The sequence below is a fragment of the Microbacterium sp. MYb45 genome (assembly GCF_002979655.1).
GTDB lineage: Bacteria > Actinomycetota > Actinomycetes > Actinomycetales > Microbacteriaceae > Microbacterium.
The window spans coordinates 150,785-172,735 of the sequence record NZ_PCPG01000004.1; the positions used below are offsets into that span (position 1 = coordinate 150,785).

The 21,951-nt window shown below is 68.5% G+C and carries 18 protein-coding genes; 9 read left to right on the top strand and 9 right to left on the bottom strand.

What is annotated here, in order from left to right:
- Positions 1–82 precede the first annotated feature (82 nt).
- Genes CQ034_RS09985 through CQ034_RS09995 form a run of 3 tightly spaced genes read left to right on the top strand, consistent with a single transcriptional unit; the run spans position 83 to position 2,025 of the window.
- Complete coding sequence (locus CQ034_RS09985; RefSeq protein WP_105710910.1) at positions 83–580, top strand: GNAT family N-acetyltransferase; 498 nt, start codon at positions 83–85, stop codon at positions 578–580.
- A gap of 7 nt (positions 581–587) precedes the next feature.
- Positions 588–1,082 (top strand): MarR family winged helix-turn-helix transcriptional regulator, encoded by a 495-nt coding sequence (locus CQ034_RS09990; protein WP_105710911.1) that lies wholly within the window; start codon positions 588–590, stop codon positions 1,080–1,082.
- Positions 1,083–1,101: 19 nt separating this feature from the next.
- On the top strand, positions 1,102–2,025 hold the full coding sequence (locus tag CQ034_RS09995; protein ID WP_219860784.1) for a pseudouridine synthase: 924 nt from the start codon (positions 1,102–1,104) through the stop codon (positions 2,023–2,025).
- Here CQ034_RS09995 and CQ034_RS10000 read toward each other — a convergent pair.
- The 5 genes from CQ034_RS10000 to CQ034_RS10020 form a co-directional block, all read right to left on the bottom strand.
- A complete protein-coding gene (locus CQ034_RS10000; protein WP_105710913.1) occupies positions 2,012–2,671 on the bottom strand; it encodes a methionine ABC transporter permease in 660 nt (219 codons plus the stop codon). The genes CQ034_RS09995 and CQ034_RS10000 overlap by 14 nt on opposite strands.
- Complete coding sequence (locus CQ034_RS10005) at positions 2,671–3,714, bottom strand: methionine ABC transporter ATP-binding protein (protein WP_105710914.1); 1,044 nt, start codon at positions 3,712–3,714, stop codon at positions 2,671–2,673. The genes CQ034_RS10000 and CQ034_RS10005 overlap by 1 nt, the downstream gene beginning before the upstream one ends.
- A 97-nt stretch (positions 3,715–3,811) precedes the next feature.
- On the bottom strand, positions 3,812–4,723 hold the full coding sequence (locus CQ034_RS10010) for a MetQ/NlpA family ABC transporter substrate-binding protein (protein ID WP_105710915.1): 912 nt from the start codon (positions 4,721–4,723) through the stop codon (positions 3,812–3,814).
- 103 nt (positions 4,724–4,826) lie between these two features.
- Positions 4,827–6,596 carry a Na+/H+ antiporter gene (locus tag CQ034_RS10015; protein WP_105710916.1) on the bottom strand — a complete coding sequence of 590 codons (1,770 nt, stop codon included), beginning with the start codon at positions 6,594–6,596 and terminating at the stop codon, positions 4,827–4,829.
- 40 nt (positions 6,597–6,636) lie between these two features.
- The gene (locus CQ034_RS10020; protein WP_105710917.1) at positions 6,637–8,460 is read right to left on the bottom strand and encodes an ABC-F family ATP-binding cassette domain-containing protein; all 1,824 of its coding nucleotides are present in this window, start codon (positions 8,458–8,460) and stop codon (positions 6,637–6,639) included.
- A gap of 56 nt (positions 8,461–8,516) precedes the next feature.
- Here CQ034_RS10020 and CQ034_RS10025 point away from each other — a divergent pair, with 56 nt between their 5' ends.
- Both CQ034_RS10025 and CQ034_RS10030 read left to right on the top strand, forming a co-directional pair.
- Complete coding sequence (locus CQ034_RS10025) at positions 8,517–9,365, top strand: spermidine synthase (RefSeq protein WP_146114829.1); 849 nt, start codon at positions 8,517–8,519, stop codon at positions 9,363–9,365.
- Positions 9,366–9,489: 124 nt separating this feature from the next.
- On the top strand, positions 9,490–10,887 hold the full coding sequence (locus tag CQ034_RS10030; protein ID WP_105710919.1) for an HNH endonuclease signature motif containing protein: 1,398 nt from the start codon (positions 9,490–9,492) through the stop codon (positions 10,885–10,887).
- A 99-nt stretch (positions 10,888–10,986) separates the two neighbouring features.
- On the opposite strand, the gene CQ034_RS10035 is transcribed toward CQ034_RS10030, so the two are convergent.
- From CQ034_RS10035 to CQ034_RS10050, 4 genes are all read right to left on the bottom strand, one after another.
- Positions 10,987–12,105 (bottom strand): sugar-binding protein, encoded by a 1,119-nt coding sequence (locus CQ034_RS10035; RefSeq protein ID WP_105710920.1) that lies wholly within the window; start codon positions 12,103–12,105, stop codon positions 10,987–10,989.
- 61 nt (positions 12,106–12,166) lie between these two features.
- Positions 12,167–13,534 carry a multiple monosaccharide ABC transporter permease gene (mmsB, locus tag CQ034_RS10040; RefSeq protein WP_105710921.1) on the bottom strand — a complete coding sequence of 456 codons (1,368 nt, stop codon included), beginning with the start codon at positions 13,532–13,534 and terminating at the stop codon, positions 12,167–12,169.
- The gene (gene mmsA, locus CQ034_RS10045) at positions 13,531–15,051 is read right to left on the bottom strand and encodes a multiple monosaccharide ABC transporter ATP-binding protein (protein ID WP_308737266.1); all 1,521 of its coding nucleotides are present in this window, start codon (positions 15,049–15,051) and stop codon (positions 13,531–13,533) included. The genes mmsB and mmsA overlap by 4 nt, the downstream gene beginning before the upstream one ends.
- Before the next feature lie 154 nt (positions 15,052–15,205).
- Positions 15,206–16,219, bottom strand: coding sequence for a LacI family DNA-binding transcriptional regulator (locus tag CQ034_RS10050; protein ID WP_105710923.1), 1,014 nt, complete (start codon positions 16,217–16,219; stop codon positions 15,206–15,208).
- A gap of 180 nt (positions 16,220–16,399) precedes the next feature.
- Between CQ034_RS10050 and CQ034_RS10055 the strand changes: the two genes are divergently transcribed.
- The 4 genes from CQ034_RS10055 (at position 16,400) to CQ034_RS10070 (ending at position 21,940) form a co-directional block, all read left to right on the top strand.
- Complete coding sequence (locus tag CQ034_RS10055) at positions 16,400–17,884, top strand: amidohydrolase family protein (protein ID WP_105710924.1); 1,485 nt, start codon at positions 16,400–16,402, stop codon at positions 17,882–17,884.
- A 142-nt stretch (positions 17,885–18,026) separates the two neighbouring features.
- A complete protein-coding gene (locus CQ034_RS10060; RefSeq protein WP_029262614.1) occupies positions 18,027–19,415 on the top strand; it encodes a serine hydrolase in 1,389 nt (462 codons plus the stop codon).
- The gene (locus tag CQ034_RS10065) at positions 19,412–20,290 is read left to right on the top strand and encodes a serine hydrolase (RefSeq protein ID WP_105710925.1); all 879 of its coding nucleotides are present in this window, start codon (positions 19,412–19,414) and stop codon (positions 20,288–20,290) included. The genes CQ034_RS10060 and CQ034_RS10065 overlap by 4 nt, the downstream gene beginning before the upstream one ends.
- 54 nt (positions 20,291–20,344) lie before the next feature.
- Positions 20,345–21,940: an ABC transporter substrate-binding protein gene (locus CQ034_RS10070; protein WP_105710926.1), complete on the top strand. Its 1,596-nt coding sequence runs from the start codon at positions 20,345–20,347 to the stop codon at positions 21,938–21,940.
- The last annotated feature ends 11 nt before the right edge of the window (positions 21,941–21,951 follow it).

Here is a 21,951-nt window from a genome sequence, read left to right on the forward strand (position 1 = left end):
CCGGCCGGTGTTCCGATGTGCGCGGATCACGGCACTCCCGCGCCGTCATGGTTCGGAAACACTGCTCTGGAATGCTGACACCATGAGCATCGTGATCGAGAGGGTCGAGACGGCGACCCCGGCCCTCGCAGAATTCCTGGTCGCCCACCACGCCGAGTTGGAGCACACCGCGCCCGCGGAGAGCCGTCATGCGCTGGTCTTCGAGCGCCTGCTCGCCCCCGGTGTCCGGCTGTTCGCCGGCTCGATCGACGGCCGCCCGGTCGCCACCGGCGCGCTGGCCACGGTCGAAGACGGCCACGAGGAGCTCAAGTCGATGCGCACGGATCCGGCCCTGCGCGGCCGCGGACTCGGGAAGTCGATGCTGGCCTTCCTCCTCGCCGACGCGCAGGAGCGCGGCATCCGCCGACTCTCGCTCGAGACCGGCAGCGACGACTTCTTCATCCCCGCACGCGGGATGTATGCGGCGGTCGGGTTCCGTGAATCGGGCCCGTTCGGCCGTTACCTCCCCGACCCGTACAGCACCTTCATGACCCTCGACCTGCCGGAGGCGTCCGTCGCGCAGGACCCGCACACGCGATAATGGGCGGATGAGCGAGGCGGATGAAGTCGACCGGATCGTCGGCGCGTGGAACACCCAACGTCCCGACCTCGACTTCTCACCCCTCGAGGTGCTTTCGCGGATGGACCGCCTCTCGCGCCATCTGGACCGCGCCCGCCGCGACGTGTTCCGTCGCAGCGACCTGGAGCACTGGGAGTGGGATGTGCTCTCGGCGCTGCGCCGCGCGGGAACGCCGTTCCAGCTCTCCCCCAAGCAGCTGCTGCAGCAGACCCTGGTCTCGAGCGGCACGATGACCAACCGGATCGACCGGCTCGTCGGCCGCCGCTTCGTGCGCCGCGAGGCCGACCCCGGCGACGGGCGCAGTGTGCTCGTGACGCTGACCGACGACGGGCGCATCCGCGTGGATGCCGCCATCACCCGCCTCGTCGACGTGGAGGCCGACCTACTGCAGGCGCTCTCCCGCTCGGACCGGGATCGCCTCGCCGGGCTGCTGCGCAAGCTGAGTCTGAGCTTCGACACGTGAGCGGCTCCGCCTGATGGGCATGCCCTCTCCCCTCCCGGTGCGCGACGGCGTCGGAGCGACCCGACTGCACGTGCCGCTCACCGGTGCCTGGCCCACGGTCGCCGCGTACATGGTCGAGCGCTTCTTCCACCTCGATCCCGAACGTCTGCTCGAGCGGTTCGACCGCGGCGACATCGTGCGCGCTGACGGCTCTCCCGTTCCCCGCGACGCCGCACTCGGCAGCGTCGAGTTCGTCTGGTACTACCGCGAACCCGCCGTCGAGACCCGGATGCCGTTCGAGATCGAGGTCCTGCACCAGGACGACCATCTCGTGGTCGTCGACAAGCCACACTTCCTGCCCACCACGCCGGGCGGCAAGTTCCTGCAGAACTCTGCGTTGGTGCGACTGCGCAACCTGCTCGACAATGCCGAGCTCGCGCCGATCCACCGGCTCGATCGCGCCACCGCCGGGCTGCTGATGTTCTCGACGCGCCCCGCGACCCGCGGCGCCTACCAGCTGCTCTTCGAGAAACGGCAGGTGCAGAAGGCCTACGAGGCGGTCTCCGCGCTCCCCGAGAACGGGACGCTCCCCGCGTTCCCGGTCGTGTACCGCAACAACATCGACAAGCTCCGCGGCCAGGTGCGCGTGCAGGTCGACGATGCCAAGGAGCCGAACTCCGAAACGCTCGTCGAGCTGATCCGCGCCGACGAGCGCGTGCTGCACACGCTGCTGCGCCCGCACAGCGGCAAGATGCACCAGCTGCGCGTGCACCTCGCCGCCCTCGGCATCGGCATCCTCAACGACCGCTTCTACCCCGAGCTGCAGGAAGACCTGCCGGACGACTACGACCGCCCGCTGCAGCTGCTGGCGCGAGAGCTGCGCTTCGTCGATCCGATCAGCGGCGCGGACCGGGTGTTCACCACGCGTCGCACCCTGCAGGAAGCACCCGTCAGCGACGCATGACCTTGCGGGCCAGGCGCGTGCCGAGCATCTGCACCAGGTGCACGAACACCACGATCAGGACGATCGCCGCCCACATGACGAGCGGCTCGAACTGCCGGAAGCCGTAGATCTGCGCGAACGCACCGAGCCCGCCACCGCCGACGAGGCCCGCCATGGCCGTCATGTCGATCAGCGCCACGAGGATGAACGTGTAGCCGAGGATGAGCGGCCCGAGCGACTCCGGGATGGCCACGGTGAAGAGGATGCGCCACGGGCCGGCACCCATCGCCCGCGCCGCCTCGATGACTCCGGGAGAGACCGAGACGAGGTGCTGCTCCACGATGCGCCCGATCGCGAACGCGGCGGCGAGACCGATGATGAAGGCGCCGGCGGTGGTGCCGATGCCCACGCCCACGACCGCGCGCGCCAGCGGCTGCGCGACCACGAGGAAGATGACGAACGGGATCGGGCGGAAGAAGTTCACCACGAGGTTCGCGAGCACCGAGATGACCCGGTTCTGTGCGAGACCACCGGGGCGCGTGACGTACAGGATGATGCCGATCGCCAGCCCGAGGATGCCGCCGAGCACCAGCGCGAACGACGTCATGTACAGGGTCTCGAGTGCGGCCGCCCAGAATTCGGGCCACAGTTCGTTCAGACGCTCCATCAGCGGGCCTCCTCTCCGGCGATCTCGGTCACTTCGACGCGTTCGGCGATGCGGGCGAGCGCGCCGTCGATCGCCGCGGCGTCACCCCGGATCGCGAGGGTCAGGTGCCCGAAGGCGCGCCCGCGGATGTCGTTGATGCCGCCGAACACGAGCTCGAAGTCGAGGCCCGCGCCGGCGAGATCGAGGAACACCTGCGCCTGCGACGAGTCGCCGTCGCGGAACGAGAACGTCACCAGGCGGCCCCGGTGCCGCTCGCGGAGCACCGCGAGCTCGGCCGGCGACGGCACACCCTTCACGACCGTGCCGACGAAGCGCTGGGATGCCGGGTTCTGCGGAGCGGAGAAGACGTCGAACACGTCGCCGTGCTCGATCACGCGGCCGTTCTCCATGACCGCCACCTTGGTGGCGATGGTCTGGATGACGTCCATCTCGTGCGTGATGATCACGATCGTGACGCCCTGCTCCTGGTTGACCCGCTTGAGCAGGTCGAGCACCTCGTGCGTCGTCTGCGGGTCGAGGGCGCTGGTGGCCTCATCGGCGAGCAGGATCGCGGGGCCTGTCGCGAGCGCGCGGGCGATGCCGACGCGCTGCTTCTGCCCGCCCGAGAGCTGTTCGGGGTAGGCCTTGGCCTTGTCGGCCAGGCCGACGAACGACAGCAGCTCGGCGACCCGCTTCTCGATGTCGTCCTTGGACCAGCCGGCGAGCTTGAGCGGGTAGGCGATGTTGGCCTTGACGCTTCGCGAGGAGAACAGGTTGAACTGCTGGAAGATCATCCCGATGCCGCCGCGGACCCTGCGCAGCTCGCTCTCCTTGAGCGCGGTGATGTCGACGCCGTCCACCGTGATGGTGCCGCTCGTCGCCGGCTCGAGCGCGTTGATCAGCCGCACGAGCGTGGACTTGCCGGCACCCGAGTATCCGATGATGCCGAAGACGTCGCCCTTCTCGATCTCGAGGCTGACGTCGTCCACGGCGACGACCTCTGACCCCTCACGGGTGCGGGGCGGGTAGGTCTTGGAGACGTTCGTCAGGGTGACGATCGGCATGGGCTGCTCCGGTCTGCTTCGGGAACGAAGAATCGGGTGACGCTTCTCGCGGCACCCGATTCTCCCTCATCGGACGAAAGGGGGTTTCCCCGTCGTCCTACTTCTTCGAGTCCGCGTCCTTCTGGACCTTCTCGAGCGACGCGACGAGGTCCTCGACCGGGGTCTGCAGCGCCACGGCGGTGTCGCCCGACGACTTCAGCAGACCCTTCTGGACGTCTTCATTCGTCTGGAAGATCTCGACGAGCTTGAGGTACGTCTCGTTGTCGGCATCATCGGCGCGCGCGGCGAAGATGTTCACGTACGGCAGCGCGCCGGCATCCTCGGGGTCGTCCTGGGCGATCGCGTCCTCGAACGAGAGGCCGGCCGGCTCCACGAAGTCGTTGTTGATGATCGCGGCGGCGACGTCGGGCAGCGACGTCGGGACGATCGCGGCCTCCAGCGCCTTGACCTTGACCTCGGACTTCTCGGTGTCCACGTCGGCGAGGTCGGAGTACGGGGTGCCACCGCTCTTCAGCTCGATGAGGCCGGCCTGCTGCAGCACGTTCAGCGCGCGGGCCTGGTTCGAGGCGTCATCCGGGACGGCGACGGTCTCGCCCTTCGGGATGTCCTTCACGTCGTCGTACTTGGTCGAGTACAGACCGAGCGGGTAGATCGCGGTCGACCCGATCGGGGTCAGGTCCGCACCCGAGGCGTTGTTGTACTCCGCGAGGTACACGATGTGCTGGAACTGGTTCAGGTCGATCTCACCCTCGGTGAGCGCCGGGTTGGGCTGCTCGTAGGAGCCGAAGTCGACCAGCTCGACCGTGATGCCCTCCTCGGCCGCAGCATCGACGAATGCGGGCCACTGCTCATCGCCCTTGCCGACGACGCCGATCTTCACGACCTCGTCCTCGGTCGAGCCCGCGCTGCCGGAACCGGCTTCGGAGGATGCCGTCGCGCAGCCTGCGAGCGCGACGAAGAGCGGGACCGCGGCGAGCGCGGCGATGACGGAAGTGGTGCGGCGTGACATGGGAAGGAGTTCCTCTCGTGGGGGGACTCGACTACGTTAGGCAGGCACCATCGAACGTGCGGAATCGAGTCGTCACACGGCGTCACAGCCTGCTCGGCGCAGGTCAGTCGAACTCCTCGATCCCCTGCAGACGCACCTGCTCGAGGTCGAGGCGGGCCGAGATGCGGCGCACGACGAGGTCGTCGACCGTCCCCGCACCGCGCAGACCCAGGAGCACCTCGCGCTTGCGGTCGATGAGGGCGAGCTTGAGGCGCGTGTGCTCCTCGTGCCGGATCAGCGGCGAGCGCTGCGCGAGGTCGACGTCGGCCGAGGTCGCGATCATCTGCAGGACCGTCCCGTCGGTGCCATCGGGCCCCGTGGCCTGATCCACTCCCCCGCTCGGTGCCGGAACTTCTTCGGGCGGATCAGCGGTTCCGGCGCTCAGCGGATCGGGCTCGTCGAGCATCTCGTCCAGTGCGTCGGCCTCGGCGTCGACGATCGCCTGCTCACGCGCCAGTGTGCGCGCGTTCGCGAACTCGAGCATCGCGTAGCCCTCGGTCCGCACACGGTCGCGGACCTCCTGCCCGATGCCGTGCTCGGCGGCGAGGTCGTCGAGGGCTGCGAGCGCCGCACCCGAGATCGCCCGCTCGGCGAGCTCGTACTCCTCGTCCTCGACATGATCGACGGGAAACCGCGCCCAGCGCACGAGCGCGGGGAGCAGCGGGGCCTGCACGAGCAGGCTCAGCATGATGACTCCGGCCGTGACGAACACGATCTCGTCGCGTCCGGACACCACCCCGCCCTCGGTGATCGTGGCGGGGACCGACAGCGCGATCGCGAGCGAGACCGCACCGCGCATGCCGGCCATGGTCGACACGACGCGCGCCCGCGACCGGGCTCCCCGCGCCGGACGCCCACCGGTCTGGCGCTGGAAGAGCACGTTCAGCACCTGGAACACGTAGCGCACGACCAGGAGGGTCGCCCACACCGCGAGCGTGATCAGCACGAGCCGGCCGATCGCCGCCGCCGAGATCTCGTGCACGACGTACTGCACCTCGAGGCCGATCAGCACGAACAGCGCGCCGTTGAGCAGGAAGACTCCGAACGGCCAGGCCGCATCGGCCTGTCGGCGGGAGGACGCCGTCGTCACGCGCGGCGACACGTAGGCGACGATGAGCCCGGCGACGACGACCGCGAGAACGCCGGAGGCGTGCACCATCTCGGCAGCGAGGAACGCCGTGAACGGGATCAGCAGCAGCGCCACGTTGATCACGATCGTCGAGGATGTGCGCCGCAGCAGCAGGTATCCGAGGCCGGCGATCACGACACCGGCGGCGATCCCGCCGACGTAGGAGATCAGCACGTCGAGTGTCACGGAGAGCGGGGTGATCTGACCGCCGAGCGCGAGCGAGACCGCGATCGCGTACAGCACGAGCGCCGTGCCGTCGTTGGTGAGGCTCTCGGCCTTCAGCTTCATGAATGTGCGGCGCGGCAGCAGGCGACCGAGCGCCGCGACGGCCGTGGCATCCGGCGGTGCGACCGCCGCTCCCAGGATGAGCGCGATCTCCCACGGCATCCCGAACAGCACGCCGATGCCGGCGACCGCGAACGCCGACGCGACCACGAGGACCGTGCTCATCGGGAGGATGTAGCGGAAGTCGCGGCGGATCGAGCGCAGCGACGTCGTGAGACTCTCCCAGAACAGGATCACCGGGAGGAACAGCAGCAGCACCGTTTCGGGCGGCAGCTGCACTTCACGCAGCGGCGGGATGAAGCCGAGCAGCAGGCCGAAGATGACCAGGACGAGGGGCAGCGCGAGACGCACGCGCGGGGCGATCAGGGTTCCGACGAGAATCGTGAGTCCGAGCAGGACCGTTACTTCGAGGCCTTCCATCCCTACCTCCCAACAGCGTCAGGAGAAGGATATTCCTCGGTCAGCCGATCTCCTCGGTGAGTTCGAACCAGCGCAGCTCCAACTCCTCGATCTCGGCCTGTTGATCGCTGATCTTCTTCATGCGATCGCCGAGTCCCGCGTAGTCGGCCTGGTCGTGATCGGCGAGCGCGGTCTTGGCGGCATTGACCTGCTGAGTCAGCTTCTGGATGCGCCGCTCGAGGGAGGAGATCTCCTTCTGCGCTGTGCGGAGAGCCGCACCGTCGAGACCTGAGGCGGTTGCCGTCGCCGTCGCCGTAGCTGCCGACGTCGCGGTCTGTTTCGAGCCCGCCGACGCCTGCAGGTGGCGCAGTCGCAGGTACTCGTCGACGCCTCCGGGAAGGTGCCGCAGGTGGCCGTCGAGGATCGCGTACTGCTGGTCGGTGACACGCTCCAGGAAGTACCGGTCGTGGCTGACGACCAGGAGCGTGCCCGACCAGGAGTCGAGCAGGTCTTCGATAGCGGCGAGCATGTCGGTGTCGAGGTCGTTGGTCGGCTCGTCGAGGATCAGCACGTTGGGCTGGTCGAGCAGCACCAACAGCAGCTGCAGACGGCGCTGCTGGCCACCCGAGAGGTCCTTGACCGGGGTGGAGAGCTGGGCGGAGTCGAACCCGAGGCGCTCGAGCAGCTGTCCGGGCGTGAGGTCCTGCGCCTTGGAGCCGGCACCCATCGAGTACGAGGTGCGCAGCCCCGAGATGATCACGCGCACCGGGTCCTTCCAGTGCTGGGTGAGCTCGTCGAGCCGCTGGGTGAGGGTCTGCACCTTCACGGTCGTGCCGCGCTTGACCCGGCCGACCGTGGGTTCCACGGTGCCGGAGATGAGCCCGAGGAGCGTGGACTTGCCGGCGCCGTTCACCCCGAGGATGCCGGTGCGCTCCCCCGGCGCGATGCGCCACTCGATGTCGCGGAGCACGACCTTCTCGCCGCCTTCCGCCGTCGGGTAGGTCACGCCGACGTCGAGCAGGTCGACCACGTCCTTGCCGAGGCGCGAGACGGCCAGCGACTGCAGCGACACCTTGTCGCGGATCTCGGGCACGTCGGCGATGAGCTCGTTGGCCGCGTCGATGCGGAACTTCGGCTTCGCCGTGCGGGCGGGAGCACCGCGCCGGAGCCAGGCGAGCTCTTTCTTGGCCAGGTTCTGTCGCTTCGCCTCGGTCGCCGCCGCCATCCGGTCGCGCTCCACGCGCTGCAGGATGTACGCCGCGTAGCCGCCCTCGAAGGGCTCGACGATGCGGTCGTGCACCTCCCAGGTCTCGGTGCAGATCTCGTCGAGGAACCACCGGTCGTGGGTCACGACCATGAGCGCGCCCGAGTTCGGCGACCAGCGCTTCTTGAGATGCGCGGCGAGCCACGTGATCGCCTCGACGTCGAGGTGGTTGGTGGGCTCGTCGAGGGCGATGACGTCCCAGTCGCCGGTGAGCAGCTTCGCGAGCGACACCCGGCGCCGCTGGCCACCGCTGAGCGATCCGATCTCGGCATCCCACGGCAGATCGGTGAGGAGGCCGTCGATCACGTCGCGGATGCGCGCGTCGCCCGCCCACTCGTACTCCGGGGTGTCGCCGACGACGGCGGCGCTGATCGTGAGGTCGTCCGGCAGGTTGTCGGCCTGGTCGAGCACGCCGATCCGCGTGCCGCCGCGCACCGTGACGCGGCCGGAGTTCGGCTCCTTGATGCCGGCGAGCATGCCGAGGAGGCTGGACTTCCCGTCGCCGTTGCGGCCGACGATGCCGATGCGGTCACCCTCTTCGATGCCGAGGGTCACGGAGTCGAAGACGACCCTGGTCGGATATTCGAGGTGCAGGGCTTCAGCCCCGAGAAGATGTGCCATGTTCCTTCCAGGGTAGCCGCGCGCGATGGGTACGGCGGCCAGCCTAAAATCGACGGGTGCCAAGTAAACGCCGGGTGTTCTCGCTCATGCTCGACGATCGCAAGGCGAAGCTGGTGCAATCGCGAAGGCGACCAGGTCGCTACGAGCTCAGCGTCGACGGGATTCCGCAGTCCGTCGTGTCGATGACGGATCCCACCGAACTCGAATACGCCTACACCCGGCACATCGCCAGGGCGATGGATGCCGCGGCCGAGCCCGGTGCACCGCTGCTCACCGTGCATCTGGGAGCCGGAGCACTCACGCTGGCGCGCTATGTCGAGGCCACGCGTGCCGGATCACCCCAGCTCGTGGTCGAGTTCGAGCCCGCTCTCTACGAAGCGGTGGTCGCGGCACTGCCCCTGCCCGCCGGCGCCGATCTGCGGGTCATCTTCGGCGATGCGCGAGCGGTCGCCGACGCGGAGCTTCCGGACGAGTGGGCGGGTGCGCGCTTCACCGTCGTCGATCTCTGGGATGCCGCCGTCATCCGACATCGGGTGGCCAGTCAGGAGTTCTACCGCCGGGTCGCCGCGCGCTCCGCCGCAGACGGCGTCGTGGCGGTGAACCTGCTCGACGGGCATCCGTTCGAGTACTCGCGGCGACAGGCGGCCACGCTGCGCTCGGTGTTCGATCACGTCGCCGTGGTTCTCGACGCGGAACCGAACGACGACGAAGGACCACTCGGCAACGTCGTCGTCTTCGCGAGTGATGCGCCGCTGGACGTCGTGACGAACCCCGATCTGCTCGGCGCACCGCGACCGCACATGCTGCACGACGCTTCGCTGACGTCGTGGATCGCCGACGCACGCATCATGACCGACGCCGACGGCACGGACTCCCCCGACCCCGACGACCCCATCTGGGATTAGCGCTCAGCCCGACGGGGCCCGGCCGGACGGGCGGAGACAACGGGCGAAGACAAGGACCTAATCGGATGCCGGCATCCCGGTGAACATAGTTTCGAATGTCGGTGGTCTGTGATGGACTGAAGTCATGACCGCACTGCTCCACGCGACCGACTCCCAGATGGCGATGCTCGCCGATCTGGTGGCGTCGCTCGAGGCGGCCGAGGCGACTCTGAGCAGCATGCACGCGGCCCGAGACGGCATGCTCGCGATGGCCGGTCGCCTGGCGATCGACATCGCCCGCGAGGCCGCGCATCCCGATCATGGCGACATGGCGATCCGCACGGTGGCGACCGAGATCGGCGCCGCGCAGCATCTCAGCGACCGCACGATCGAGCGGCGGATGGCCGACGCCTCCTGGCTCGTCGAGCGCTTCCCTTCGGTGTGGGAGGCACAGGGCGCGGGGCGCATCAGTGGCGCTCATGCGCGGGTGATCGTCGACGCGGGCGCCCACCTCGACGATGCCGCCGACCGGCGGGCCTACGCCGCCGAGGCGGTGGCGATCGCCGAGACCGAGTCCCCGAACCGGCTGCGACGGCTCGCACGGCGCCTGGCCGAACGGTTCCAGGAGCGCACGGTCAGCGAACGGCACCGCGAGGCCCGCAAGGGCCGCCGCGTGTGGGCGAGAGATCTCGACGACGGGATGGCCGAGCTCGCCACCCGCGGCCCGGCCGCGCTCATCCACGGCATGTTCGACCGGCTCTCGCAGATGGCGCACGCGGTGAAGAAAGACAATGCCCACGCGGCGAGAGATGCCGGCCCCGATGCCCCTCCGGCAGACGAGCGCACGATCGACCAGTTGCGTGCCGACCTGCTCGCCGACCTCCTGCTTACGGGAACCCCCGCAGGACACGACACGACCGACGGGCTGCTCGGCGAGATCCGCGCCCGCGTCGAAGTCTCGGTTCCGGTGATGTCACTGATGGACGATGACCGGAAGGCTCCAGATGCCGCCGCTTTCGTGCGCACGCCCGGCGATGCGGGATGCGGGCGCCCCGGTGACTCCACCTCGCCGTCCACCTCGCCGCCAACCCTGCCGCCCGCCCTGCTCGACGGCACGATGCCGATCGACATCACGACCGCCCGCAGGCTGGCCGGCTCGGCCATGGGTTGGGATCGCGTGCTGACGCATCCGATCTCCGGCGCGCTGCTCGCGGTGGACCGCTACCGGCCGAGCGAGCAGTTGCGGCGACATCTTCGCGCGCGGGATCAGCGGTGCCGGTTCCCCGGGTGCGGGATCGGGGCACGGAAGTGCGATCTCGACCACAATCACGCGGCTTCGACCGGGGGCGCGACTGCTGATATGAATCTCGCCGCATTCTGCCGACGACATCACATGCTCAAACACCACTCCCCCTGGCACGTCGAACAGCGTGCGGGCGGCGTGCTGGAGTGGACGAGTCCAACCGGACGCTCATACGTCGATCGACCGCCTCCCCAGAACACGGTGACGTTCACCGATTCAACAGTGCCCGCTCCGTTCTGAACGGTGACACTCGGTAGCAGGAAACGGCGACCGGAAGCGGGACACAGCGAACGGGCCGCCCGAACCCGAAGGTCCGGACGGCCCGAGGATGCTGCGGTATTACTGGTACGACTTCACGATCTCGAGGAGGCTCGGGACGTTGGCGTACGCCTCGGCCGCGTTCTCCTTCGTGACGATGACCGGCGGCAGCAGGAACGCGGGAACGACCTTCACGCCGTTGTCGTACTGCTCTTCGTCGTTCACGTCGACCTCTTCGCCCTTCTGGAGCTGGCCGACCATCTTGATCGACTGCTCGACGAGGAGCGTGGTGTCCTTGTTGATCGTGGAGTACTGGATGCCCTCCATGATCGACTTCACCGACTCGACCTCGGAGTCCTGGCCGGTGACGACCGGGACATCCTTGCCCGCACCCTGCACCGAGGTGATGATGGCGCGAGCGAGCGTGTCGTTCGGGGACAGGACGCCGTCGAGCGCCTCAGAGCTGTAGGTCGACGTGAGGATCGAGTCCATACGGCGCTGCGCGTTCTCGGCCTTCCAGCCCTCGGTCGCCGTCTGGGCGATCTCGGTCTGACCCGAGACGACCTTCAGGGTGCCGTCGTCGATCTTCGGCTGGAGGACCTCCATGGCGCCGTTGAAGAACACCGCGGAGTTCGCGTCATCCGGCGAGCCCGAGAACAGCTCGATGTTGTACGGAGCCTCGTGGCCCGCACGCTCGGCGAGACCGTCGAGCAGAGCCTGACCCTGGAGCTTGCCGACCTCGAAGTTGTCGAACGCGACGTAGTAGTCGACGGCCTCCGTGTTCTCGATCAGACGGTCGTACGCGATGACGGCGACACCGGCGTCGCGAGCGGCCTCGACCTGCGTCGCGAGCTGCTTGCCGTCCTTGGCGCCGATGATGATGACCTTGGCGCCACCGGTGACCATCGCCTGGATCTGGTTCTGCTGCTCGGCGACCGTGTTGCTGGCCGGCGCGTACTGCACGTCGGCCTTGAACCCGGCCTTCTTGAGTCCGTCGGTGAACAGCTGACCGGCGAGGACCCAGTTCTCCGAGGTCTTGTCCGGGAGGGCGACACCGATCGTGGCGTCGGCGGCGAAGCCTGCTGCCGCCTCGTCGCCACCATCGGCGCCGGTGTCTCCGCCACGCTCCGAGGAGCAGCCGGTGAGGGCGAAAGCGCCCACGGCGACGATCGCTGTCGCCGTAAGAAGCATCTTCTTCATGTGATCTCTTTCTCTGGTGTGTGTAGGTCTCGACGCGTGTGCGTGCGCAGTGAGACCCCTACTATCCGCGCGTCTCGTCGACGGCGGGGGCTTCGTACTTCTGGTTGGTGGGGTAGTTCGCCTTCGGATCGAAGGTGTCGGTCATCGGATCCTCCTTGCGGCCGAAGCGACGCGTGAGGAAGCCGGTGATCGACGGGCGACCCTGCTGCTTGTTCCAGACGTCGACACCGACGGCGAACAGGAGCACGAGGCCCTTGATCATCGAGACGACGTCGGCACCGGCGCCCAGCAGCGCGAGACCGTTGTTCAGGAACGCCATCACGAGACCACCGATGATCGAGCCGATCACGGTTCCGATACCGCCCGAGACCGCCGCGCCACCGATGAAGACCGAGGCGATCGCATCCAGCTCCCAGCCGTTGCCGTCCTGCGGCCCCGAGGCCGTGGCCCTGGCGACGTAGATCATGCCGGCCAGCGAGGCGAGCACCGACATGTTCATCATCACGAAGAAGTCGACCCAGCGGTCCTTCACACCCGACAGGCGCGCGGCTTGGCGGTTGCCGCCGACCGCGTAGATGTGGCGACCGAACACGGTGTTGTTCGTGATGAAGGAGTAGAGGATGACGAGCGCGAGCAGGATGATGCCCGAGATCGGGAAGCTGGTGCCCTCACGGCCGGTGGCGAACAGCCATCCCGCGATGAGGATCACGACCGAGATCAGCACGACCTTGGTGACGCTCACCCACAGCGGTGCCATGTCGGCACCCATCTTGTGCTGGATGCGACGGGTGCGGATCTCCCAGAAGACGATCCACGCGACGCCGAGCAGGGCGAGCAGCATGGTGAAGACGTTGAACGGCACGGGGATGAACGACAGCTCGGGCAGGTAGCCGGCACCGATGACCTTGAAGCCCTGCGGCACCGGGATCGACTGCGAGTCGCCGACCCACTGGTTCGCTCCGCGGAAGAACAGCATGCCCGCCAGCGTCACGATGAACGCCGGTACCCCGACATACGCCACCCAGAACCCTTGCCAGGCACCGACGAGCACGCCGACGCCGAGGCCGAGGAGCACGCCGAGCGGCCAGGGGAGATTCCAGTCGGCCATCGCCTTCGCGACCACGATGCCGGTGAACGCCGCGACCGAGCCGACCGACAGGTCGATGTGACCCATGATGATGACCATCACCATGCCGATCGCGAGGATCAGGATGTACGAGTACTGGTTGACGACGTTGATCAGGTTGCCGGACGAGAGCGTGAGGCCGGTGCCCTTGAAGATCCAGGTCAGCACCTGGAAGACGACCAGGATCACGACGAGGCTGCCGAGGATGCCGAACTGGCGGAGGGTCGACTGGCCGCCCCCGAACATCTTCGTGATGTCCTTGAAGTGGAAGCCGCGCTTCGTTGCGGTGGTGTCGGTGGTCATGCGGATGCTTTCTGGTTCGTCGAGGTCATGCTGCGCATGAGGTCCTCGGGTGTCGCCTGGTCGGCCGGGATGCAGTCGGTGACCCGACCTTCGAAGACGGTGTAGATGCGGTCGGAGATGCCGAGCAGCTCGGGCAGCTCGCTGGAGATGACGATGACGCCCTTGCCCTGTGCCGCGAGCTGGTTGATGATCGCGTAGATCTCGTACTTCGCTCCGACGTCGATACCGCGGGTCGGCTCGTCGAGGATCAGCAGGTCGGGGTCGGTGAACATCCACTTCGCCAGCACGACCTTCTGCTGGTTTCCGCCGGACAGCTTGCCGACCCCCTCCTCGACCGAGGGCGTCTTGATGCGCAGGGCCTTGCGGTAGTCCTCCGCCACGGCGAACTCGGCGCGCGCATCGACGACGCCGCGCTTGGCGATCTTGGAGAGCTTGGCGGCGACGACCGAGCGCTTGATGGTGTCGAGCAGGTTGAGCCCGAGCACCTTGCGGTCCTCGCTGACGTACGCCAGGCCGTGCTTGATCGCGGATGACACGTCGTGGAGCGCGACCTCCTGGCCGTCCTTGATCAGGGTGCCGGAGAGGAAGGTGCCGTAGGAGCGACCGAAGATGCTCATGGCGAACTCGGTGCGCCCGGCGCCCATGAGCCCGGCGATGCCGACGACCTCGCCGCGGCGGACGTTGATGTTCGAGCCCTTGACGACCATGCGTTCCGGGACGGTCGGATGCTGCACCCACCAGTCCTTGACCTCGAAGAACACCTCGCCGATCTCGGGCGTGCGGTCGGGGTAGCGGCTCTCGAGCGAGCGGCCGACCATGCCGCGGATGATGCGGTCCTCGTTGATCTCGCCGCGGGAGATGTCGAGCGTCTCGACCGTGCGGCCGTCGCGGATGATCGTGATCTCATCGGCGATCTGCTCGATCTCGTTGAGCTTGTGGCTGATCATGATCGACGCGATGCCCTTGGCCTTGAGGCCGAGGATCAGGTCGAGCAGGTGCTGGGAGTCGTTCTCGTTGAGCGCGGCGGTCGGCTCGTCGAGGATCAGGAGCTTGACCTCCTTGTTGAGCGCCTTCGCGATCTCGATCAGCTGCTGCTTGCCGACGCCGAGGGTCTTGATCTGCGCGTCCGGGTCCTCACTCAGCCCGACGCGGGCGAGGAGCTCGATCGTGCGCTCCTTCTGCGCCTGCCAGTCGATGCGGCCGCCGCGGGAGATCTCGTTGCCGAGGAAGATGTTCTCGGTGACCGAGAGCTCGGGGATGAGCGCGAGCTCCTGGTGGATGATCGCGATGCCGGCCTGCTCGCTGGCGACGATGTCCTTGAAGCGCTGCTCCTCGCCGTACAGCAGGATCTCGCCCTCGTAGGTCCCGTACGGATACACCCCGGAGAGGACCTTCATCAGGGTCGACTTCCCGGCGCCGTTCTCCCCGCAGATCGCGTGGATCTCGCCGGCGCGGACGGTGATGGAGACATCGGCCAGCGCCTTGACCCCCGGGAACTCCTTGGTGATGCTGCGCATCTCCAGGATCGGGCCTGACACAGTCGGCAACGTTGCAGTGGTGCTCACGGATCATTCCTCGCGACGTGCGGTCACCTTCAATGTGACCGTTCACATCGATATATCGTCGTCTTCTGATGGACCGCTGTCAAGTCCGCGCCGGGATTTCGTTTCGCTACCGTGATGCAGCGGATTCGCGCGCGCGCAGGATCGTCTGCAGCGGGCCGAACTCCGGCACCTGCTCACCACGGATCTGCGCGAGCAGGATGCGCACGGCTCGGCGCCCGAGCTCGGGGAAGTCCTGGTGCACGGTGCTGAGCGACGGCGCCACATGCGCCGCGACGGGGATGTCGTCGAAACCGATCACACTCACGTCGTGCGGGACGCGTATCCCCGAGTCGCGGAACCCGTGCATCAGCCCGATCGCCATGAGGTCGTTGGCGGCGAACACGGCGGTGAAGTCGCGGCGGAGGGCGAGCTCCTTGCCCGCGAAGTACCCGAAGTCCGCGGTCCAGTCGCCGCGGATCGGCGGGAACGTGGGCAGATCGGCCTCGCGCAGTCCGTCGAGGTAGCCGCGCATGCGCGACTCGGCCTCGATCCAGTCCTGAGGTCCAGCCAGGTGCAGGATGTCGCTGTGACCGAGCGAGATCAGGTGCTCCGTCGCCGCTCTGGCACCGGCGACCTGGTCGGCGGACAGGCTCACCCCGTCCGAGCCGGATGCCGTCTGCAGCGTGACGAACGGCATGTCGACGGACATGCCGCGAAGGACATGGAACACCCGCACCTGCGGCGCGAGCACCACGATCCCGTCGACCTGCTCGCGCGAGAGCTGCCGCACCGCGTTGCCGATCGCCTCCGGACTCGTCGCGGGGAGGTTCAGGGTCGAGACCGAGTACCCCTCCTCGCGCGCTGCATCCTCGATCCCGGCGATGGATGACGTCGGACCGAACTCCCCGATGGTCGCCGAGAGGATCCCCAGCATGTTCGACTTGCTGGTGACCAGCGCCCTGGCCGCGAGATTCGGCCGGTAGTCGAGCACGGCGATCGCGTCGAGGACCTTGGCCTTCGTCTCGGGACGGATGCTCGGATGCTCGTTCAGCACCCGGGACACGGTCTGATGGGAGACTCCCGCGAGCCGTGCGACGTCGCGGATGCTGGGCAGCCGCGCACGCTCGGAGGCGGTGGACATCACTTGCCTCCTCGCGTGTGCACGGTCACATCGTCACTTCATTATGTCTGCTGGGACGCGCGCACGCACCTCTCGCCGACCGTCGCCGCGCGTCGCCGGTTGTGCGGGAGCACGGGAACGTGCACCCGGTTTCGTCGGACTGCACCGGAACGGCCTCCCTCAGCATGGCATCGTGACCACGTGGACACTCTGCTGCGCGGCGGGCGCGTCATCGACCCGAAGACCGGATCCGACCGGATCGCCGACCTCCTGATCACAGAGGGACGGGTAGCCGCCGTCGGCGATGCACTCACGGCACCGGTGGATGCCGACGTCGTCGACGCCACGGGTCTCATCGTCGGCCCCGGCTTCGTCGACCTGCACAGCCACGTGCACTCGATCGCCGGACAGCGCCTGCAGGCGATGGACGGCGTCACCACCGCACTCGACCTCGAAGCGGGCCTCATGCCGATCGCCGAGGCGCTGGCGCGCGCCGCGGCAGACGGCCGCCCGCTGAACTACGGATTCTCCGCCTCCTGGTCGCAGGCACGGGCGTACGCGCACCTCGACCGGGTGCCCGTCGCCGACTTCGCCGCGTCGATGGACCTGCTCGGCACGCCCGAGTGGCAGCGCGCCTCCTCCCCCGCCGAACGCCGCCGCTGGTTGAGCCTGCTCGAGGGCGAGCTCGGTGCCGGCGCCCTCGGAATCGGTGTGCTCATGGGCTACGCGCCCCGCTCCGATCCGGACGAGTACCTGGAGCTCGCCCGGCTGGCCGCGGCCGCGCATGCCCCGACGTTCACGCACGTGCGCGAGCTGATCGAAGCCGATCCCCGCACACCGATCGACGGGTCCGAGGAGCTCGTCCGCGCGGCCGCCGAGACCGGCGCCGCCATGCACCACTGCCATGTGAACAGCACGTCGCTGCGCCACATCGACCGCGTGCTGGCCCTGCTCGACCGCAGCCGCGCGGCGGGCTCCCGCGTGACGGTCGAGGCCTATCCCTACGGCGCGGGCAGTACCGCGATCGGCGCGTTCTTCCTCGCTCCGGAGAAGCTCAAGGGACTCGGCATCACCCCGAGCTCTCTGGTGCTCGTCGACACCGGCGAGCGCATCGCCGACGAGGCCCGGCTGCGCGAGGTGCGCGCGACCGACCCCGGCGCCGCGTGCATCGTGACGTTCCTCGACGAAACGGACCCCCTCGATCGCGCGCACCTGCACCGTGCCCTCGCCTACCCCGATTCGATCGTCGCGAGCGATGCGATGCCGATCTCGTGGGCAGAGACCGACCGCCGGACCGTGTACGAGCAGCGTGACTGGCCTCTCCCCTCCGGCGGACACACGCACCCGCGCACGGCGGGGACGTTCACGAAGTCGCTTCGTCTCATGGTCGTCGAGAGCGGAACGTGGAGCTGGCTCGAAGCCTTCCGCCGCTGCGCCTTCCTGCCCGCGCGGGTGCTCGATGAGGTCTCCTCGGGCATGCGCGGCAAAGGGCATTTGGCCATCGGAGCCGATGCCGACATCGTGGTGCTCGATCCGGCGACCCTGACCGACCGGGCGACGTACTCCGACCCGACCCGGCCCTCGCGGGGCATCCGCCACCTGTTTGTGCACGGCACCCCCGTCGTGCACGCCGGGGAGATCGTGACCGAGGCCCTGCCGGGGCGCCCCGTACGAGGGAACGCCTGAAGCATCGATCCTTCGTCCGGGCGAACCAAGGTCCGCGCAAGTCTCGTCGCCCGACACCAACGGGCCGGCGGAGCACGCGAATAGTCTCGGCCCATCGCCGTCGCCTCGAATGCGACGACCCACTCGATGTAGAGGAGCGCACGTGTCCGACCTGAACGAAATCGGCAGCTGGGTGCGGGAGAACCTTCCCGCGATGCTGGCCGACGCGCACATCCCCGCGGCATCCGTCGCGATCCTGGCCGACGGTGAGATCTTCACCACCGCCGCCGGAATCCTGAACCGCAACACCGGTGTCGAAGCCGACGTGGACTCGGTCTTCCAGATCGGCTCGATCACCAAGACCTGGACGGCGACGCTCATCATGCAGCTCGTCGACGAGGGACTGCTCGACATTGACGCCCCGGTGCGCGACACCGTGCCCGCCTTCGCGATCGGCGACGATGCGGCGGCGAGCACGATCACTGCCCGGCAGCTGCTGAGCCACGTGAGCGGCTTCGAGGGCGACCTCTTCAACGACACCGGGGTCGGCGACGACGCCGTGGAGAAGTACCTCGCGACGATCGCCGACGCCCCGCAGCTCTTCACCCCCGGCGAGCGCTTCTCGTACAACAACGCCGCCTTCGTGGTGCTCGGCCGCATGGTCGAGGTCCTGCGCGGCACGTCGTACGACCAGGCGCTGCGCACCCACCTCGCCGGTCCGCTGGGCCTGACGCACGTGGCCACCACGGCCTCCGAGGCGATCATGTTCCGCGCCGCGCTCGGGCACATCCCGGCCGAGGGCAGCGACGAGCCGGTGGCCGCCCCCGTGTGGAATCTGGTGCGCTCGAACGCACCCGCCGGGTCGATGCTCGCCATGACCGCGCATGATCTGGTGAGCTACGCGCGCATGCACCTGGACGGCGGCGTCGCTCCCGATGGGACGCGCATCCTGTCCGAGGAGAGCGTCCGCGCGATGCAGGAGCGTCAGGTCGATCTCCCCGAGCTCGGCCTGATGGGCGACGCGTGGGGCCTGGGCTGGGAGATCTTCGACTGGGAGGGCGGACCCGTGATCGGCCACGACGGCGGCACGATCGGGCAGAACGCGTTCCTGCGGATGGTTCCCTCCGCGGGGGTCGCCGTGGCGGTCCTCACGAACGGCGGGCAGACGGTCGACGCCTACCACGCCATCACCTCCCGAGTGCTCACGGCGCTGGCCGGGGTCACGATGCCCGCGCTGCCCACGATCCCGGAGACGCCGGTCGAGGTCGACGTGGACCGCATCCTCGGCACGTATTCGTCGTCGGTCTCGGACTCGACCGTGCGACTCGACGACGACGGCCGCATCTGGCTCGAGCGCACCATGAAGGGGATCTTCGCCGAGCTGGGCCCGGCACCGGAGCCGGTCGAACTCGTCGGCTGGACGACCGACACGCTGCTCCCCCGCAAGCAGGAACGCGGAATGCGCATGCCGCACGCCTTCGTCGGCGACGACGGCACCGGACGTGCGCTGTACCTGCACACCGGACGAGCCGACCGCCGGGTCGACGCATGATCACCACGGCGGCGCTCTTCACGGAGGCCGGCGCGACCGGGTTCCTGCACGCGCGGGAGATCGGCGCAGAGGGCGGCCCTGAGGTGAGCGTCGACGCCGACGAGCCCGTGGTGCTCGCCTCGGTGTTCAAGATCCTCGTGCTCACGGCCTACGTGCGCGCAGTTGCCGCCGGGGAACTCGACCCGACCGAGCGGACCACCGTGACGGCGCGCTACCGCATCGGCGGCGTGGGCACCGCCGGGTTCTCGGACGACGTCGAGGCCAGTTGGCGCGACCTCGCGCAGAACATGATGACCATGAGCGACAACGCCGCCACCGACGTCGTGTACCACCGGCTCGGGAGTGATGCCGTGAACCGGGTCATCAGCGACCTGGGGCTGCGGCACACGCGGCTCGTGGGGTGCTGCGAAGACCTGTTCGCCTCGGTCGTCTCCGATCTCGGCGGCACACCCGACAGCGACCTCGACGAGCTGTTCGAGGGGGCGAGCGCCGAACAGATCCTCGCACTCGACGCGGTGCATCCGGCCAAGACCTCGCACTCCACCCCGCGGGATGTCACGACACTGCTCAACGCGCTGTGGACCGACACCGCGGCGACGGCCGAGGCGTGCCGTCAGGCCAGGGACATCATGGCGCAGCAGATCTGGCCGCACCGGCTGAGCTCCGGCTTCCCCCCGGGTGTCCGTATCGCGGCGAAGACCGGCACGCTGCCCACCTGGCGCAACGAGGCCGGCGTGGTGACCTATCCCGACGGCCGGCAGCACGCAGTGGCCGTCTTCACCCGCGCCGCATCCCTCGCCGACAGGCAGCCTCTGGTGGACGCCTCGATCGGCCGCGCGGGCTTCGCCGCCGTCGAGCACCTGCGCGCCCTCTGACCTGATTCCTGCACCATCCACCTGCACCATCCCGAACACTGCTGGAGGCTTCTGATGCGTTCTCGTACCCCGCTGATCGCGCTGCTGGGCGTTGCGGCGCTCGCCCTGACATCCTGTGCCGCGAGCGCCCCTCCCGAAGGAGGAGACACCCCCGACGGCGTCCTCGCCGACGGCAAGACCTTCACCGCGGCCGTCGCCACCGACCCGGGCACGCTCGACCCGTTCACGACCGTCATCGGCACGGCCCGACAGATCGATCGCTACCTGTACGGTCGCCTCGTCGAGGTGCAGAACGACGGGACGATCCTGTCCGGACTCGCCTCCGAATGGGAAGCCGGGACGGAGCAGGCGACCTTCACGCTGCGTGACGACATCACCTGCCAGGACGGCTCACCGCTCACGGCGTCCGCCGTCGCCGCGAACATCTCCTTCATCGGCGATCCGGCGAACGGCTCCCCCCTCGCCGGCGTGCAGGTGCAGCCGGGAACCACCGCGACCGGTGACGACGCCAGCGGCATCGTCACCGTCACGAGCGGACGGCCCGATGCCTTCCTCGTGGAGAACGTCGGAAGCATCTCGATCGTGTGCGGCAACGTCGTCGACGACGCCGACGCCCGCGCCGCCGGCGAAGGCGCGACCGGGATGTTCACGCTCACCGAGGTCGTGCCGAACAGCCAATACACCCTGACCCGTCGCGACGACTTCACCTGGGGGCCCGGCGACTGGGATCCGAAGCAGCCGGGCATTCCCGACACGGTCGTCTACCGCGTCATCCCGAACGAGACGACCGCGGCGAACCTCGTGCTCTCCGGCGAGGTCAACACGGCACTCGTGATCGGCCCGGATCGCCAGCGCCTCCAGGACGCCGGGCTGTTCGTCTCCGAGCTGCCGCTGGCGGCGGGACAGCTGTTCTTCAACCAGGCGGACGGCCACCCCGGCTCCGATCAGGCCGTGCGTGAGGCCCTCACGGAAGCACTCGACCTCACCCAGCTCCGCCAGGTCCTCACGAGCGGGCAGGGCACTGCGGCGAAGAGCCTCGTCACGATCGCGCCGAACCCCTGCCAGGCCGATGTCGTCGGCGATCTGCTCCCCGCCTTCGACGAGGAGAAGGCCGCCGCGGGCCTCGATGCCGCCGGATGGAAGGCCGGCTCCGACGGCATCCGTGAGAAGGACGGGACGGCGATGACGATCACTCTCCTCACTCCCACGACGCTCGGCGACGGCGGCAGCGCCGCGGCGGAGCTCATGCAGGCATCGTGGAAGAAGCTCGGTGTCGACGTGACGATCAAGACCGTCGATGCACCCACCCTGAGCGAGACCCTCTTCGCCTCCGGCGACTGGGACGTCTCCGCTGCTCCGCTGGGCGTCTCGCTGCCGAGCATGCTGGTGCCGTTCTACTCCGGACCGACCCCGCCCGACGGCACGAACTTCGCGTCGGTGGCGGACGACGCCTACACGGCCGCCGTCACGGCCGCCTCGTCGAAGCCGGGCGCCGAAGGATGCGCGGACTGGGGCGACGCCGAGAAGGCCCTGTACACGTCGGTGTCGGTCGTCCCGTACGCGAACAACGTGCTGACGACGTTCGGCAACAAGGTGACCTTCACCGAGGGCGACGGCATCGACCCCGCCTCGATCCGCATGTACGAGTAAGCACGCAGAGA

Bases quoted from the DNA above. Each gene is read 5' to 3' on its own strand.
- CQ034_RS09985 (WP_105710910.1), top strand. From the start codon at position 83: ATGAGCATCGTGATCGAGAGGGTCGAGACGGCGACCCCGGCCCTCGCA.
- CQ034_RS09990 (WP_105710911.1), top strand. From the start codon at position 588: ATGAGCGAGGCGGATGAAGTCGACCGGATCGTCGGCGCGTGGAACACC.
- CQ034_RS09995 (WP_219860784.1), top strand. From the start codon at position 1,102: ATGCCCTCTCCCCTCCCGGTGCGCGACGGCGTCGGAGCGACCCGACTG.
- CQ034_RS10000 (WP_105710913.1), bottom strand. From the start codon at position 2,671: ATGGAGCGTCTGAACGAACTGTGGCCCGAATTCTGGGCGGCCGCACTC.
- CQ034_RS10005 (WP_105710914.1), bottom strand. From the start codon at position 3,714: ATGCCGATCGTCACCCTGACGAACGTCTCCAAGACCTACCCGCCCCGC.
- CQ034_RS10010 (WP_105710915.1), bottom strand. From the start codon at position 4,723: ATGTCACGCCGCACCACTTCCGTCATCGCCGCGCTCGCCGCGGTCCCG.
- CQ034_RS10015 (WP_105710916.1), bottom strand. From the start codon at position 6,596: ATGGAAGGCCTCGAAGTAACGGTCCTGCTCGGACTCACGATTCTCGTC.
- CQ034_RS10020 (WP_105710917.1), bottom strand. From the start codon at position 8,460: ATGGCACATCTTCTCGGGGCTGAAGCCCTGCACCTCGAATATCCGACC.
- CQ034_RS10030 (WP_105710919.1), top strand. From the start codon at position 9,490: ATGACCGCACTGCTCCACGCGACCGACTCCCAGATGGCGATGCTCGCC.
- CQ034_RS10035 (WP_105710920.1), bottom strand. From the start codon at position 12,105: ATGAAGAAGATGCTTCTTACGGCGACAGCGATCGTCGCCGTGGGCGCT.
- mmsB (WP_105710921.1), bottom strand. From the start codon at position 13,534: ATGACCACCGACACCACCGCAACGAAGCGCGGCTTCCACTTCAAGGAC.
- mmsA (WP_308737266.1), bottom strand. From the start codon at position 15,051: ATGCGCAGCATCACCAAGGAGTTCCCGGGGGTCAAGGCGCTGGCCGAT.
- CQ034_RS10050 (WP_105710923.1), bottom strand. From the start codon at position 16,219: ATGTCCACCGCCTCCGAGCGTGCGCGGCTGCCCAGCATCCGCGACGTC.
- CQ034_RS10065 (WP_105710925.1), top strand. From the start codon at position 19,412: ATGATCACCACGGCGGCGCTCTTCACGGAGGCCGGCGCGACCGGGTTC.
- CQ034_RS10070 (WP_105710926.1), top strand. From the start codon at position 20,345: ATGCGTTCTCGTACCCCGCTGATCGCGCTGCTGGGCGTTGCGGCGCTC.